The sequence below is a fragment of the Rivularia sp. UHCC 0363 genome (assembly GCF_034931125.1).
Taxonomy (GTDB): domain Bacteria; phylum Cyanobacteriota; class Cyanobacteriia; order Cyanobacteriales; family Nostocaceae; genus Rivularia.
Map to the genome: position 1 here is coordinate 1 of NZ_JAYGHM010000021.1, position 15,103 is coordinate 15,103.

The window sequence follows — 15,103 nt, forward strand, 5'->3', positions numbered from 1 at the left end:
CCGTCTTGCTCAGACCTTAAAATTTTACTCGGTGAATTGTTCCCCTGAAATACGCATATATGAATAAAAAACAAGGAATCTTGAATATGTCTACCACACCAGAATCCAATTACAACATAGAAACTAATAAATTACTAGTATCCATGACCTTAAAAATTCCCTTACAATTTGAGATAGAGCTACAAGGGATGCAAAATACAGATAGTCAATCCAACTATCAAGCTTTGAATACAGCTATAAATACAAATTCAGATTTGATTATCGAAAAAATAAATCAAGCTAAAATTCACGAACAAGCACGGGTTTTATCTAATCAATTAGCTACTCAGATATTAAATAATCAATCTCTGTTAGCGTTAGATAATGGGGATACTTGGGAACAAAAGGTAGGAAATTTAGAACGCGATCGCTTAATTACAGCATTAAATACTGAGAATAAGCCAGAAATTAATCAGGAAATAACACACCATACTGATAAAAAAAGAAAAGTCCGTTTAGGTGACTCATTTAATGATAGTCTAACTTTAACGGTGAATTTTGTTGGAACTATTCTCTTTTTGGGTAAATTAGCTAACTATAGCTGGGAGTGATATTTGAAATTAGCCGCAGAAAAAGGTTTAACAAAAATTCCACCAGAACCAACTTATCTTATAACTTTGACAGAGCAAATTGAATAATTTTGCATCTATATTAAATATGGTGGGCTTTTGCTGTCTTTCTCAAGAATCGTTATAAACGGCATAACTTTTCCTGACTCACCTTTATTTAGATTCACATGGCAGGTATCAGTATTAAGGAAGATTTTGAATTGTAAAAGATAATGTTTGAAAGCAGGTCTTTTGCAGCATTTTATCCAAAATTTGAGATAAATAATATTAAATATAGGGGTTTTCATTTTTGGAGACTTTGCAACTGCAAAGTCTCTACATTTTTGGGATACACCTTTTGATTTGTATCGAAAGAATGCTGAAATGAGATTACAAGTGCATAAGTTGATTTTATTTGCACCTATAAGTAATAAGGGCTGATATTTATCTAAAAAAAGCGAAATTTTTATCTGTATTACTATGAAAAAAATCTTGATATTATCGGCGAATCCCAAGAATACTAATCAGTTACGCTTGGATGAGGAAGTGCGGGAAATTAAAGCAGCGCTAAAACTGAGCAAAAATCGAGAAAAGTTTGAAATTGTTACTGAGTCAGCGTTACGGGTGAATGATTTACGGCGATCGCTCTTGGATAATCTACCCCATATCGTTCATTTTAGCGGACATGGTTCGGGAAATGATGGTTTGGTGTTGGAGAATAAGTTGGGAGAAATGCAGCTTGTTAGTAGCGAAGCTTTGGCTGGTTTATTTGAATTGTTTGAGGATCGAGTTGAATGTGTTGTGCTTAATGCTTGTTATAGCGAAGTGCAAGCCGAGGCGATTTTTCAGCATATTGATTGCGTAATTGGCATGAATCAAGCAATTGGGGATGTTGCTGCAATTGAGTTTGCGACGGGTTTTTATGATGCATTAGCGGCTGGGAGAAGTTATCGGGATGCGTTTGAATTTGGTTGTGGAGCTATTGATTTGCAGGGGATTCCGGAGTCAAAAACGCCACAAATTAAAGCAAGGCAATGTCAGCAACAATTTTCTTCTAATGAGGATAAGAATATACCTAGCGAACAGGTAAACACGGAAAAAACCCTACAAACCATACAAATTCATGGTGGGGTTAAGGGTTTTGTGCAGGACAACTCTGGAACTGTTAATCAAAATATTAATTGAAAATTGGAGAAACAGAACTTATGTATGAAGCTAATTTGCCAAATAATATTCAGATTTTTGGTGGAGTTAAGGGTTGGGTACATGAAAATAGAGGAGTTGTCAATCAAAAAATAATTATTGAAATATCAAATATCCTCGGTTTACGGACACCAGATGCAGCCAAAAAATTTACTCAAAATGAGTATAAACAGAAAAATACCTTGCTCAATAAGGTAAAAAATTATTGGGTTCAAGGCATCTTAGAAAATTCATTACACACAAAAGTAATGATTGAATTGGGTATAAAAGAAGAATCAAATGCAGTCAAAGATATTTTTACTGGGATAAAGGAACGTTCTAGTCTGTCAAATCAACTACCAATAAGTACAGGTGTAACTGATATTTTTAATCAGATGGGAGACGGGCGAACTCTGTTAATTCTTGGTGATCCAGGAGCAGGTAAAACAATAACCCTTCTAAAATTAGCAGAGAGCTTGATTGCTCGTACTGAACTAGACATGAGCCGACCGATTCCAGTAGTGTTCACTTTATCGTCATGGGTGAATAAACGGCAAAAGATATCAAACTGGCTGGTTCAAGAGCTTTGGAATAGATACCAAGTTCCTAAAAGTCTGGGAAAAAGCTGGGTGAAGCAGGAAAAAATATTACCGTTGTTAGATGGGCTTGATGAAGTCAAGCCGGAACTTCGGGAAGACTGCGTTGAAGCTATTAATCAATTCATGCAAAAGCACGGACATATTGAAATTGTTGTAAGCAGTCGTATCAAAGACTACGAAGCTCTCTCTTCCCAACTGCAATTACAAGGTGCAATCCGCATCCTACCTTTAAGTAATGACCAAATTAAGCAATATTTAGATCAAGCGGGTGGGGAACTGGAAGCCGTTAAACATCTACTTCAAACAGATACCAAGTTGCACGAGTTAGCTGAGTCACCCTTAACCCTCAGCATAATGACACTGGCGTATAAAGGCAAGAAACCGGAAGAACTACCACAAATAGGTTCCGTGGAAGAACGCCGTCAGCACCTATTCAATACTTATATTGAGCGGAGGTTTCAGCGCAAAAATCACCAATACCCCAAAGAACAAGTGATGCGATGGCTCAGTTGGCTGGCTTTTAAAATGTCTCAAGCATCTCAAACGGTTTTTCTGATTGAGCAAATTCAACCTAAATGGTTGGAAACAAATCAAAAAAGTCGCTATCGATTTGGAAGTATGTTGGTTGGGGGTTTAACTATTTTGTTGATATTATGGCCAATTTATGCGTGGGACCCACTTTATGATTTAGGCTGGAAAGCAGTCGAACATCAGAGAGGGGGACTGATAAATGCATTGAGGTGGGGAATAGTTATAGCGCCGATTTTTGGATGGGGTGCAGCAGAAATTAAAACATATGAAACCCTGACATGGCCCTGGAAAAAAACATGGAATAATCTAATTACAGGATTAATTAAAGGACTGAAGTGGGGACTGATTTTTGCACTCACTTTAGCACCGCTTGGTGGTCTGTGGATTGGTTTAACAAGGTGGCAAGCTTACGGAGGAGCAATATCGGGAATAGAGTGGGGTATAGAATACGGGCTGAAGTGGGGGCTGAGTTTGGGTCTGTGTTTGGGTATAATTGATGCCCTCAGAGGCTCTCAAATAGAAACAAAAACTATTCCTAACCAAGGTATTTGGAAATCCGCTAGCAATGCCGGAATTACTGGGTTAATTAGTTGGCTAATTTTGGTTCCAATTTATTTGTTTAATTCGCAGCTAATTTCTAATATTTATTGGGGACTAATTATGGGGTTAGGAGATTGGGCGAAAAGCACGCCAATTGATATAGTTACTCCTGCTCTAAGATGGGGGCTAATTTTGGGGCTAATTTTCGGTGGTGGCACTGCCTGTATCAGGCATTTTACCTTGCGTCTCATCCTTCATCGCAATAATTACATTCCCTGGAACTATGCTCACTTCCTCAACTACGCTAGCGAACTAGTTTTTCTGCACAAGGTTGGCGGTGGCTACATCTTTATTCATCGTATGCTACTGGAACATTTTGCTCAAATTTATCGCAAAGATACGCTAAATCAAGTAGATTCAAGTAGTGCCGAGTATGGTGAAAACAAATCTCTGAATCCAGTTCAAAATCACATTTATTGTAGTAAATGCGGTTATAAGAATTCGGCTAATTCCCATTTCTGTACAAACTGTGGGACATCATTGAATAAAATAGTTAGCTGATGCTAGATTTAGATCTTAATCATGGGCTGGAATGACCGATAATTATTAGTGTTAGCCGACAGCTACGACCTGCACTAAACGTTGTTAAGTACCTACGCAAAATTAATTGTGTACTGTCATTGCGTTCACGGAGTGTTCCCTCTTAGGGAATGGAACGAAGCAATCGCAGGGACTTGAACTTTTTAGAATGTTAAATTAATTTTGCACGACTACTTATCGAAAATCAATATACTGTTATTCAAAAATAACACAATAAAGGTTAATACAAAATGATTCATCACATTTCTATTCCTGCACAAAATCCCCAGCACGTTGCTTCGGTTATAGCTGAACTGTTTAATACTGGTTATTGCGCTCCGTTCCCATCTAATCCAGGTAGCTATGTAGCTTTGGCTGGTGATCAGTACGGAACTGTAATTGAAGTTTATCCCTGGGGTACCCTAATGACTCCAGGAGAAGACGATAAACCAATACAGTTTCAACATCAAAATACTTCAAATCAGTTTATCTCTTGCCACGCTGCAATTTCTATCCCCCTAAACCAGTCGCAAATCGAATCTATTGCCGATCGCGAAAAATGGCGATGCGTGCGTTGTAGCCGTGTTAACTTTGAGGTAATTGAGTTTTGGGTGGAAAATGCCGTGTTGCTGGAATTAGCTACACCTGAGCTAGCAGAACAATACACTACCGCTTTAACCCCAGAAAATGTAGCTGGATATTTTGCGGGACAAAATTCTTGATTTAAAGGAATAGCAAATAAGCAATGATCACTCAGTTTGTTTCTCGTTCCCTTATTATTGTTGTAATATCTCAATTATTCTCACTATGACCGAAAATAATGGGATAGTGCGATTCGTTGTTTAGGGAATCACGGTAGTCAGCCCGTACATACCTAAACCAGTGAAACTTAAGGAGACTTAAGCACTGAACTCTTCTTACGATATAGGTGAAAGTCCTATCCGCTAGATTCAAGCGTGACTCCTTATCTGCCTACACCGAGTAGACTCGGAATTCTACAGAGTGAAGCTAGGAACAGGGCGCAACCAGACATCTGTTATGGGGTGACACTGGCGCTAACAGGGAGTACTCATGGTGAAAACGTACCTAGAAAAGCAACCTATTATTGAGCAGGGCATAACACACAAACCCTGACTTCACTGGAGTTCATACCCGCAGCACACTGTCCCCGTAGCTGCAAGAATCTTGGGTATCCAGTGGTTGAAGTGGTAACACCTAAAAGTACAAAAAAAGGGGATACTTAAATGCCCCATCGTATAAAGGGAACGAATAAAAACGAACCAAGAGTCCTGGGACGGTCGAATCCCAAGGTAGGTATGACGAGATACAGAACTCTCTTGATTCGGGTAGGACACAGCGTAATTGCTGTGAGGTATTCAGAAAACACTTCACGGAGTAGAGCATGATTAGGCACAGTAAAAAAACTTACTAGTGAATCTTGGAAAGGTTTAAATTGGAAGAAATTCCAAAAAAACCTTTTCCGCTTACAATGTCGAGTGTTCAAAGCGATTCGAGCAGGAAACAAGCGTAAAGCTTTGTCACTTCAAAAGCTTATTCTGAAATCTTCTTCAGCTAGATTTCTGGCAATTCGTCAAGTAACTCAGCTAAACGCAGGTAAGAAAACAGCAGGTGTAGACGGCAAAAAATCCCTCAATTTTAATGAGAGATTTGAGCTTGAAAAACTTCTGAAAAGTACCAGTGACAACTGGCATCACCAGAAGTTGCGTAGTATACCCATTCCTAAAAAAGATGGAACCACCAGAATGCTGAAAATTCCCACTATGGCAGATAGAGCTTGGCAATGCTTAGCAAAATATGCTTTAGAACCTGCACATGAAGCAACTTTCCATCGCTTTAGCTATGGTTTTAGACCGGGACGCTCAGCACACGATGCTCAGAAAATCCTATTCTTAAACTTAAACTCTAAAGCAAACGGAATAAATAAGCGAGTTATAGAACTCGATATTGAGAAGTGCTTCGATAGGATAAGTCACACCACAATAATGGACAACCTTACTGCCCCTAAAGGCATTAAAACGGGAATATTTCGCTGTTTAAAAGCAGGAATAAACCCAGAATTTCCAGAACAAGGAACACCACAAGGTGGCGTGGTAAGTCCGCTATTAGCAAATATTGCCTTAAATGGTATCGAATGTTTACATAGATACCATAAAGGGAAAGGAAACAGAATAACACCAAAAACATCCACAAAAAGAATAGTCGAAGCATCCATCAGGTATGCAGACGATATGGTTATTATTCTAAGACCTGAAGACAATGCAATAGAAATACTTGAAAGAATTAACGAATTTCTAGCAAGACGTGGAATGAAGATAAGTGAGAAGAAAACAAAGATAACTGCTGCGACAGATGGATTTGACTTTCTAGGATGGCATTTTAAAGTGCTTAAAGATGGAAGATTTAAAAGCTATCCCTCAGTGGACAACTTTAGAAAATTCCGTCAGAAAGTCAAAAACATCGTTAATTGCTCGAATTATGGCTCTAAGGTAAAAGCTGAGAAGCTCGCACCAATAGTTAGAGGCTGGAGAAATTACCACAAGTTCTGCGATATGAGTAGCGTCAAGTTTTCTCTATGGCACATCAATCACAGAGCATGGAAAGTTTTTAATAAGGAAACTAAGAACACAAGAGAATCAACTACGAAGTTGATAGAAAAAGCGTTCCCAAAAGTCCCTTACTCCGAAAACAAATTCGTAAATGTCAAAGGAGAAAAATCCCCTTACGACAATGATATAACTTACTGGAGCGAACGCAATAGCAAGTTATATGACAACGAAACCTCTAAAGCTCTAAAAAGGCAAAACCATTCATGTGGTCACTGTGGACTAAAATTTACAAGTGATGAAAGAGTACACTTGCACCATATTGACGGCAATCATAACAACTGGAAACTAAAAAACCTAGTGGCAGTACACAAATCCTGCCATGATTATATACACATGAGCAAAGAAGTCATCTTCTAAGAATATCGGAAGCTGGATGCACGGAAACGCGCACGTCCAGATTTAAAAGAGAGGTGCGGAGGATAATACCTCCCATCGACTCTACCCAAGCCCCGTGCTTCTAGCACGGCTTTTCTTGATTCTTAATATATTCTTTTAAAACTTCTAATGGCGCACCACCAACAGAAATAGCAAAATAACTAGGACTCCATAAAGATTGCTTGTGGGGTTTTTTGAATCCAGCTTGCCCGTAACGACGACTAGACACTCCTTTTAATGCGTTAACTATTTGAGAAATAGACAGTTTAGGTGGATACTCAATTAACGAGTGAACATGATTTGCTTCCCCATTGAATTCTAATACCTGAAAATCCATCTTTTTTGCAACATCTACAAACGTTTTTTCAATCAAATCTAAACTTTTAACCGTAAATACAGACGAACGATATTTGGTTAGGCAGATCAAATGAATTTTTAAGTCTGTAACGCTATGTCTTTCTCTTCTAAATATATTTGTCATTATAAGCAGACCAATGTACAATTGAACTACAGACCAATTATAACATTGCGAATGAAAGCTAGATATCAGTATCGTTTCTACCCTACAGACCAACAGCAGCAGAGTTTAGCTCAGTTGTTTGGTTGTGTCCGTGTGGTTTGGAATGATGCTCTAGCTATTTGTAAACAAGCAGAAAAATTGCCAAGTAATAACGACTTGCAAAAGTTAGTAATTACTCAAGCGAAGAAAACTCTTCAGCGCACTTGGTTATCTGAAGTCTCTAATATCCCACTACAACAATCGGTTGCTGATTTGGGTGTCGCCTTTAAAAACTTTTTTGATTCCATGAAAGGAAAGCGTAAAGGTAAAAAAGTCGGAAGACCAAGGTTTAAAAAGAAAACTAATCAGCAGTCCGCACGTTTTAGAATTGGGGGCTTTTCAATCAAAGGTAATGAGGTTTATCTAGCTAAGGTTGGCAACATTAAACCGATCTGGTCAAGATTTTTACCATTTTCACCTACTAGCGTCACTGTAATTAAAGATTGCGCTAATCGCTATTTTCTCAGCTTTGTAGTAGAGATTGAACCCTTTTCTGTTGATGCTAAAAACCAAAGTATCGGCATTGATTTGGGAATAAAAACATTTGCTGTAATGAGCAATGGCGAAAAAGCAAAAAGTCCTGATTATTCGACATTAGACAAAAGAATTCGTAAACTTCAGAAAAAACTAGCACGACAACTTAAAGGCTCAAAACGTAGAAACAGAAATCGGATTAGAATTGCTAAACTACATAACCAAATTGCGGATACTCGTAAGGACTTTTTGCACAAATTATCAACCAAAATAGTGAATGAGAATCAAGTCATTGTTTTGGAAGATTTAAACGTGTCTGGGATGGTTAAAAACCGTAAGCTTTCTAGAGCGATTAGTTTGCAAGGGTGGAGAGAATTTAGAGTTTTGTGCGAAGGTAAGTCTGAAAAGCTCAATCGAAATTTTCACGTCATAAGTCGATGGGAACCAACAAGTCAAGTTTGTTCTGAATGCGGTTATAAATGGGGAAAACTTGATTTAAAAGTTCGATCAGTTCAGTGTTTGAATTGTGGAACTGAACATGATCGAGATGAGAATGCAGCAAAAAATATAAATAAAGGAGCCAGTGCGGTCTTGGCGCTTCGCGTCGAGGAGCAACTGGCGGTCGGGATAGGGCATTGCCACGACTCTAAACGGACGCAGAGGAATTGTAAGACTACTTCGGTAGCGGAATCCGTTGAAGCGTCAAGAATCACCGCTCGTAAACGAGCGGTGAGTATGTCAATTCTTCTAACTTTTCTGGTTGGAGTTGACCTGCTTTGTAGAGAATAATTGATTCATCAGCCGTAAATAAACGGTTAGGTCGGATATTACTAATTTGATTTAGTCCACCTGTACTAAAGTCGCTACTGTCAATTCTAACAGCATATTCATCACTCACTGCTTGACTGGTAATTTGACAGAGAATCAGATCATTTCCTCTTATATTAGCAACAACTACAGCAGGTCTACGTTTTGCTTGAGTTAAGTCAGAGAAAGGAAACGGAACAATAACAACATCACCTTTTACAAATCCTGCCATGCTGCCTCTTCTTCTGGTTTTAACCAATCTTTTTTTAGCGAAGACTCACTTAAGAGGGTTATTTCTAATTTTTCTTGTTGGCGCTTATTTTGCAAAAACTGAATAAAATCTAATACTTGTTGCAAGAGAGGTTCCGGTATTTTTTCAATTTCTTGTAGAAGTTGTTCTTTTAATGTCATAGTAAGTGGCTTAATTAGAATGGAATGTCCGACTTGCTCCTATATCAAGACATTTTATCGTTCCCAGGTTCTTTCGTTCTCAGATTTCTCGTTTTTCTCGTTCCCACGCAAAAAATTGTTTTAAATAATACCAATTTTGATTATTATTTAACAAAAGAACAGTTTCCTCAAGAAGCTTTGCTGCATCTATAATGATTCATTCAGTTGTCATCAATCTGGGATATGGTAATTTATACGAGGGATTTCCTGGTGTAACTGTGGGAGTATGGGAGTCCAAAAATCCCCATCCGCAGAAGCTTGTCGGTAGTTTACCCGCAGCGCCGAATTTGACCGATTTGTATCGAAATTGGCGATTGATTTATCAAAATTTGTGCGATCGCTTTGCAAGTTCATCAATTAGAAATTTAACAGATGATGATGAGATCGAAATTGATGAAGGTAATATTACAAATGTCTCTATAGTCGATTTCCACGATTTATGTCAGCAGTTACAGCTAGATATTAACAATTGGCTGGAATCACCGGGGATTATTAGTATTAGCCGACAGTTACGGGCTGTACTTAACCCTGCTGACGAAATACGCATAATTATCGAAACTCAAGATACTATTATTCAAAAGTTACCTTGGCATTGTTGCAATTTTTTTGAAGATTTTCCACACTCAGAAGTTTCTTTTTCTAGAACTCAATATAAACGCATTCCTGAGTTGCAATTGTCAGAAATTACCCGAAATAAGGTGAGAATTTTGGCAATTTTAGGTAATTCTCAAGGTATCGATCTTGAACAAGAACGCAGTTTTTTACAAAGTTTATCTGACTCAGAAGTAGAGTTCATTGTCAAACCTTCGCGGCAAGAATTTAACGATCAACTTTGGGATTCTCAAGGTTGGGATATACTCTTTTTCGCGGGTCACAGTCAAACTGAAGAAGAAAAGGGGATAATTTACATTAATGAAAATGCGACAAATAATAGTTTAACTATAGAGCAATTAGCAGAAGCGTTAAAAGCAGCGATTGATAAAGGTTTGAAGTTAGCTATTTTTAATTCTTGCGATGGTTTAGGGTTAGCTGATGGCTTGGAAAAATTAAATATACCCACAACAATTGTCATGCGGGAACCCGTACCAAATCGCGTTGCAGAAGAATTTTTTAATTATTTTTTACAAGCATTTGCTTTTGAAGAAAAATCTTTATATACTTCGGTACAGCAAGCTAGACGCAGATTACAAGGATTGGAAGATGATTTTCCCGGTGCAAGTTGGCTACCTGTAATTTTTATTAATCCCGCTGAAGAACCTCCGACTTGGGTAAGTTTAAAAGATAAATTAAACGGTAATTTTAATAGTATTTCGGAAAATAATCAAATAATAAATAAAAAATCCCGTCAAGATTGGGGTGAAGCAATTGATATTTCTACATTTTACGGACGTACTGAGGAAATTCATACTTTAGAAAAATGGATTATTACAGATAATTGTCGGTTAATTACCATAGTTGGTATGGGTGGAATTGGGAAGACAGCTTTATCTGTGAATTTAGCAGAATTAGTCAAAAATGAATTTGATTTTTTAATTTGGCGTAGTTTACGAAATGCAACTTCTGTAGAAGAATTATTGAGCGATTTAATCGGCTTTTTATCGGCGGAGCATCAAATAGTTTTAGCCGATTCTTTAGATAAACAAATATCTCAATTAATTGATTGTTTGCGTGCCGCTCGCTGTTTAGTAATATTAGATAATCTTGAATCTATTTTAGCAAGTGATAATCAAGCCGGAAGTTATCGAGAAGGATATCAAGGATACGGACAACTTTTAAGATGTGTGGCAGATACCCGCCATCAAAGTTGTTTTTTAGTCACCAGTCGGGAACCACCCAAGGGATTTAGCGCCAGAAAAGGTGATAATTTACCAGTGCGAGTATTGACGTTAAAAGGATTGAATTATCGAGAAGGAGAGGAAATTTTAGTCCAAAAGGGTTTATCACCAATAGAAACAGCAAGTAATCGTTTGGTAGAATGTTATGCAGGTAATCCCCTCGCTTTAAAGATTGCTGCAACTACGATTGAAGAATTATTTGATGGTGATATTGCTGATTTTTTAGAAGCAGGTATAATTATCTGCGGTGATATTTTTGATTTACTTGATTGTCAGTTTCATCGTCTCTCGATTTTAGACAAACAAATTATCTATTGGTTGGCAATTAATCGGGAATGGGTATCTTTAAAAAACTTACAAAGCGATATTATTGATGCTGTCAAAACCCGAGATTTACTTGCTGCTTTAGAGTCTTTACAATCGCGCTGCTTAATTGAAAATCATTCGGGTAAGTTTACTCTCCAACCAGTGGTAATGGAATATGTAATTGAAGAGTTAATCGAACAAGTTACCCCAGAAATCTATACGGGAGAAATGCAACTTTTTGATAAATACGCTTTAATTCAAGCCCAAGCTCAAGATTACCTGAGAAATGCTCAAATTCAATTTATCCTAAATCCGATCGTTGATAAATTATTAAGTTTTTGGGTGACAAAGCAAAGTATTAAAAATCATTTAAATCAACTTTTATTGCAACTTAAATCTTCTACATCTGCAAAACCTGGATATGCTGCGGGTAATATCATTAATATTCTGCGACAACTTGAAATAGAATTAAATAACTATGATTTTTCTAACTTAAATATTTGCCAAGCTAACCTGCAAGGAATCAATTTACAACAAACAAACTTTGCTAATTCCAACTTAAGTAAATCGGTATTTACCAACACTTTAGGCAGTATCTTAGCAGCTAAATTCTGCCCCACTGGTAAATTATTCGCCACAGCAATTGAAAATCAAATATATCTTTGGGAAGTTGACAACGTTAGACAATTGCATCAATTTGAAGGTCATACAGCTTGGGTAAGAGCGATCGCATTTACTCCAGATGGTAAAATCTTAGCTAGTGGTAGTTATGACAGCACTATCAAGCTGTGGAACGTCGAAACTGGACAATGTTTGCAAACCATCACAGGTCATACATCGGGTATCCAATCCCTCGCTTTTAGCCCAGATGGAAGCCTTTTAGCCAGCGGTAGCAATGATAAAACCGTTAGATTATGGAATATCTTTACAGGGGAATGCTTGCGGGTTTTACAAGGACATACAAACGATATCACCTTTGTCAGCTTCCATCCCTTTGAGAAAAAATTAATTACAGCCAGCACCGACAATACCGTTAGATTGTGGAATATTCAAAATGGGGAATGTTTACAAATCTTCAATATTTCGATTAATTGGCTACTTGCGATCGCGTTAAGTCATGATGGTAAAATTTTAGCTACGGGAAGCAATGGTAATGCAGTAAAATTTTGGGATATTGAAACGGGTGAATGTATTAAAACTTTACCAGATTACAGCAGCTTTGTTTGGTCAATAGCTTTTAGTCACGACGACCAAACCGTAATTACTGGCAGTGAAGATAACACGATCAAAGTCTGGAATGCAGAAACGGCAGAATGTCTGCAAACCTTACGGGAACATCAGCAGCGCGTTTGGTTAGTTGATTTGCATCCAGATAATAAAAGATTACTGAGTATTAGCGAAGACCAAAAAATTAAACATTGGGATATTTCATCAAGACGCTGTTTAAAAACATTAGAAGGGTATAGTAACTGGATATTATCTCTTGCTTTTAGTCCCAACGGTCAAACTTTAGCCAGCAGTTCTCAAGATGGAAAAGTGAGATTATGGGATATTGAAACGGGAAAATGTAATTTAATATTAGCAGGACACGACAAAATAATATCTTCAGTAGCCTTTGCACCTCAACATATTCCAGATTGTCTTTTAGCTAGCGGTAGCGATGACAATACTATCAAACTGTGGAATCATCAAGGTGAATGTTGGAAAACACTCCGGGGACACGATGATTGGGTGTATTCGGTTGCTTTCAATCCCCAAATCAATATTTTAGCTAGCGGTAGTCGGGACAACACGGTAAAAATTTGGGATTGTCAAACTGGTGAATGTGTTTCTACTTTAATCGGACATCAAGAGCGAATTAAATCAGTGGCTTTTCATCCTTTGGGTAATATACTCGCAACTGCTAGCGACGATAAAACTATCAAAATCTGGGATGTAAATCATCAAAGCTGTTTGCGGACACTTACAGGACATCAAGATCGGATTGATTGCGTAGTCTTCAGTCCGGAGGGAAATATAATTGCTAGTGCTGGTTGCGATCGCACTATTAAACTATGGGATGTGAATACTGGAGAACTTCTGCAAATATTACCAGATCATACCCGTAGAATTCGCAAGGTAGTATTTAGTTCAGATGCTCAGATTTTAGCGAGCTGTAGCGATGACGGAACAGTAAAACTGTGGGATGTAAATACGGGTGAAAATATGAGAACATTATCGGGACATGATAAAGCAGTATGGACTGTGGCAATTAGTCCCGATAATAGTATATTAGCTAGCGGTAGCGAAGACCAAACGATTAAACTGTGGGATTTAGCTACGGGTGAATGCGTTCAAACTTTGAGATGTAGTAGACCCTATGAAGGGATGAATATTCATAATATTACTGGTTTGACAGATGCACAGAAAATGATTTTAAAATCTCTTGGGGCTGTAGGAGAATAGGGATTCATTTTTCATCTTACCAATAGACTCCTGAAATAAAAAAAGACACCTCTCCAAACCTCTCCCCCACAGGGGACTACGGTGTACACACAAGTCTCTCAGCATAGGTTTGAGCTTTCATAGCCACTTTAAATTGTCATTGCGAGCGAAGCGTTCGCGTAGCGTCTCGTAGAGAAGCAATCGCAAAGTGCTGGGATTGCTATCTCCCTCCGGGAGAAGCTGCGCTAACGTCGTTCCTCCTTCCCTAAAAGGGAACACTCCGTGAATCTGCGCTTACGCACACGCAATGACAGGTTTTTCAAATCTTACTTCTAGATAGAATTTAAAGACTTCTGTGTACACGGTAGCAGGGAAAGGGGGTTAAGTCTTTGCGTAAAGAAGGGAACCGTCTAAATGTTTTCCGGAGATGTCTTTTTATTCAGCAACGCCGGAATATCTGTGTGTAATCTTGTTCACCTATAATAAAAAAACCGCCCCATAGGAGCGGTTAGCAATCAGATTATGCTCAATTACCAGTTACAGAGTGTTCCAATTTGGTCGATTAATCGAGACCAAGTTTGCCGACCGACTGTACCATCCACTGTCAAATTATTATTGCCTTGAAAAGTTCTTACAGCTTGCTCGGTGGCAGAATTAAATTCTGCATCAAAATCTTGATTGTCTAATAGATTCAGACTTAGAAGCAATTGGTGTAAAAATCTTACAGCTTCACCTTTATCTGTCTTATTGATTACTGGTAACATGATTTATTCTCCTGAATTTGGTTAGTACGAGTTTGTTGAATTTGTGAAAAGCTAGTTTTAAGCGATTGCTTTGATTTAGTTATTGTCTACACGACAACGACGATAAGAGAAATCACCTAAACCACGCCAGGTTAAAACACCAACGATTCCATCAACTGGAAAATAATTGGGGTCTCTTGGATCGGTAGATAAATTTCGATCTTGACGGTATTCTGTTTGGAATTTTCGGACTGCATCCAATGTTCGTTGACCAAACACACCGTCCACTGACAATTCTGAAAATTGGTTCTGAGAATTTTCGATTCTACCTGCGTAAGCATTTAGTAATCTTTGTAAAATTCTGACATTATCACCTGTGTCGTTTGGACGGATAGTTGGCATAGAGGTAGCCATTGTTCCGATTGCAGTTGCTTGCATAATTGATACTCCTTTGAAAATTTGGTGTTGTTTTGATTTTGTTAGAG

General features: G+C 38.0%; 11 protein-coding genes and 1 pseudogene. 7 read left to right on the plus strand and 5 right to left on the minus strand.

Annotation, left to right across the window (positions count from 1 at the left end; all coding sequences use genetic code 11):
• Window positions 1-59: 59 nt before the first annotated feature.
• From VB797_RS13825 to VB797_RS13845, 5 genes and pseudogenes are all read left to right on the plus strand, one after another.
• Window positions 60-590: a hypothetical protein gene (locus VB797_RS13825; protein WP_323238268.1), complete on the plus strand. Its 531-nt coding sequence runs from the start codon at window positions 60-62 to the stop codon at window positions 588-590.
• A 477-nt stretch (window positions 591-1,067) separates the two neighbouring features.
• Window positions 1,068-1,772: a CHAT domain-containing protein gene (locus VB797_RS13830; protein WP_416350869.1), complete on the plus strand. Its 705-nt coding sequence runs from the start codon at window positions 1,068-1,070 to the stop codon at window positions 1,770-1,772.
• Window positions 1,773-1,792: 20 nt separating this feature from the next.
• Window positions 1,793-4,000, plus strand: a complete 2,208-nt coding sequence (locus VB797_RS13835; RefSeq protein ID WP_323238269.1) for an NACHT domain-containing protein — start codon at window positions 1,793-1,795, stop codon at window positions 3,998-4,000.
• Between the two features lie 269 nt (window positions 4,001-4,269).
• Window positions 4,270-4,740 (plus strand): hypothetical protein, encoded by a 471-nt coding sequence (locus VB797_RS13840; protein WP_323238270.1) that lies wholly within the window; start codon window positions 4,270-4,272, stop codon window positions 4,738-4,740.
• 705 nt (window positions 4,741-5,445) lie between these two features.
• Window positions 5,446-7,002, plus strand: a pseudogene (locus VB797_RS13845) (group II intron reverse transcriptase/maturase); the annotation flags it as partial.
• 100 nt (window positions 7,003-7,102) lie between these two features.
• On the opposite strand, the gene tnpA reads toward VB797_RS13845, so the two are convergent.
• The gene (gene tnpA, locus VB797_RS13850) at window positions 7,103-7,501 is read right to left on the minus strand and encodes an IS200/IS605 family transposase (protein ID WP_323238272.1); all 399 of its coding nucleotides are present in this window, start codon (window positions 7,499-7,501) and stop codon (window positions 7,103-7,105) included.
• Between the two features lie 51 nt (window positions 7,502-7,552).
• On the opposite strand from tnpA, the gene VB797_RS13855 reads away from it, so the two are divergent.
• Window positions 7,553-8,842, plus strand: coding sequence for a transposase (locus VB797_RS13855; RefSeq protein WP_323238273.1), 1,290 nt, complete (start codon window positions 7,553-7,555; stop codon window positions 8,840-8,842).
• Here the strand turns inward: VB797_RS13855 and VB797_RS13860 are convergent.
• Complete coding sequence (locus VB797_RS13860) at window positions 8,763-9,092, minus strand: type II toxin-antitoxin system PemK/MazF family toxin (protein WP_323238274.1); 330 nt, start codon at window positions 9,090-9,092, stop codon at window positions 8,763-8,765. The two genes, VB797_RS13855 and VB797_RS13860, sit on opposite strands and share 80 nt — an antisense overlap.
• Window positions 9,077-9,271 (minus strand): DUF2281 domain-containing protein, encoded by a 195-nt coding sequence (locus VB797_RS13865; protein WP_323238275.1) that lies wholly within the window; start codon window positions 9,269-9,271, stop codon window positions 9,077-9,079. The genes VB797_RS13860 and VB797_RS13865 overlap by 16 nt, the downstream gene beginning before the upstream one ends.
• 191 nt (window positions 9,272-9,462) lie before the next feature.
• On the opposite strand from VB797_RS13865, the gene VB797_RS13870 reads away from it, so the two are divergent.
• Window positions 9,463-13,896 (plus strand): CHAT domain-containing protein, encoded by a 4,434-nt coding sequence (locus VB797_RS13870; RefSeq protein WP_323238276.1) that lies wholly within the window; start codon window positions 9,463-9,465, stop codon window positions 13,894-13,896.
• Window positions 13,897-14,405: 509 nt separating this feature from the next.
• Here the strand turns inward: VB797_RS13870 and VB797_RS13875 are convergent.
• Together VB797_RS13875 and VB797_RS13880 are read right to left on the minus strand one after the other, a co-directional pair.
• Complete coding sequence (locus tag VB797_RS13875; RefSeq protein ID WP_323238277.1) at window positions 14,406-14,639, minus strand: peptidoglycan-binding domain-containing protein; 234 nt, start codon at window positions 14,637-14,639, stop codon at window positions 14,406-14,408.
• 75 nt (window positions 14,640-14,714) lie between these two features.
• On the minus strand, window positions 14,715-15,103 hold a 389-nt coding region (locus tag VB797_RS13880; protein ID WP_323238278.1), incomplete at its 5' end, for a peptidoglycan-binding domain-containing protein.

Excerpts from the sequence above, each read along its gene's own strand:
- VB797_RS13825 (WP_323238268.1), top strand. The coding sequence starts at position 60 with ATGAATAAAAAACAAGGAATCTTGAATATGTCTACCACACCAGAATCC.
- VB797_RS13830 (WP_416350869.1), top strand. The coding sequence starts at position 1,068 with ATGAAAAAAATCTTGATATTATCGGCGAATCCCAAGAATACTAATCAG.
- VB797_RS13835 (WP_323238269.1), top strand. The coding sequence starts at position 1,793 with ATGTATGAAGCTAATTTGCCAAATAATATTCAGATTTTTGGTGGAGTT.
- VB797_RS13840 (WP_323238270.1), top strand. The coding sequence starts at position 4,270 with ATGATTCATCACATTTCTATTCCTGCACAAAATCCCCAGCACGTTGCT.
- tnpA (WP_323238272.1), bottom strand. The coding sequence starts at position 7,501 with ATGACAAATATATTTAGAAGAGAAAGACATAGCGTTACAGACTTAAAA.
- VB797_RS13855 (WP_323238273.1), top strand. The coding sequence starts at position 7,553 with ATGAAAGCTAGATATCAGTATCGTTTCTACCCTACAGACCAACAGCAG.
- VB797_RS13860 (WP_323238274.1), bottom strand. The coding sequence starts at position 9,092 with ATGGCAGGATTTGTAAAAGGTGATGTTGTTATTGTTCCGTTTCCTTTC.
- VB797_RS13865 (WP_323238275.1), bottom strand. The coding sequence starts at position 9,271 with ATGACATTAAAAGAACAACTTCTACAAGAAATTGAAAAAATACCGGAA.
- VB797_RS13870 (WP_323238276.1), top strand. The coding sequence starts at position 9,463 with ATGATTCATTCAGTTGTCATCAATCTGGGATATGGTAATTTATACGAG.
- VB797_RS13875 (WP_323238277.1), bottom strand. The coding sequence starts at position 14,639 with ATGTTACCAGTAATCAATAAGACAGATAAAGGTGAAGCTGTAAGATTT.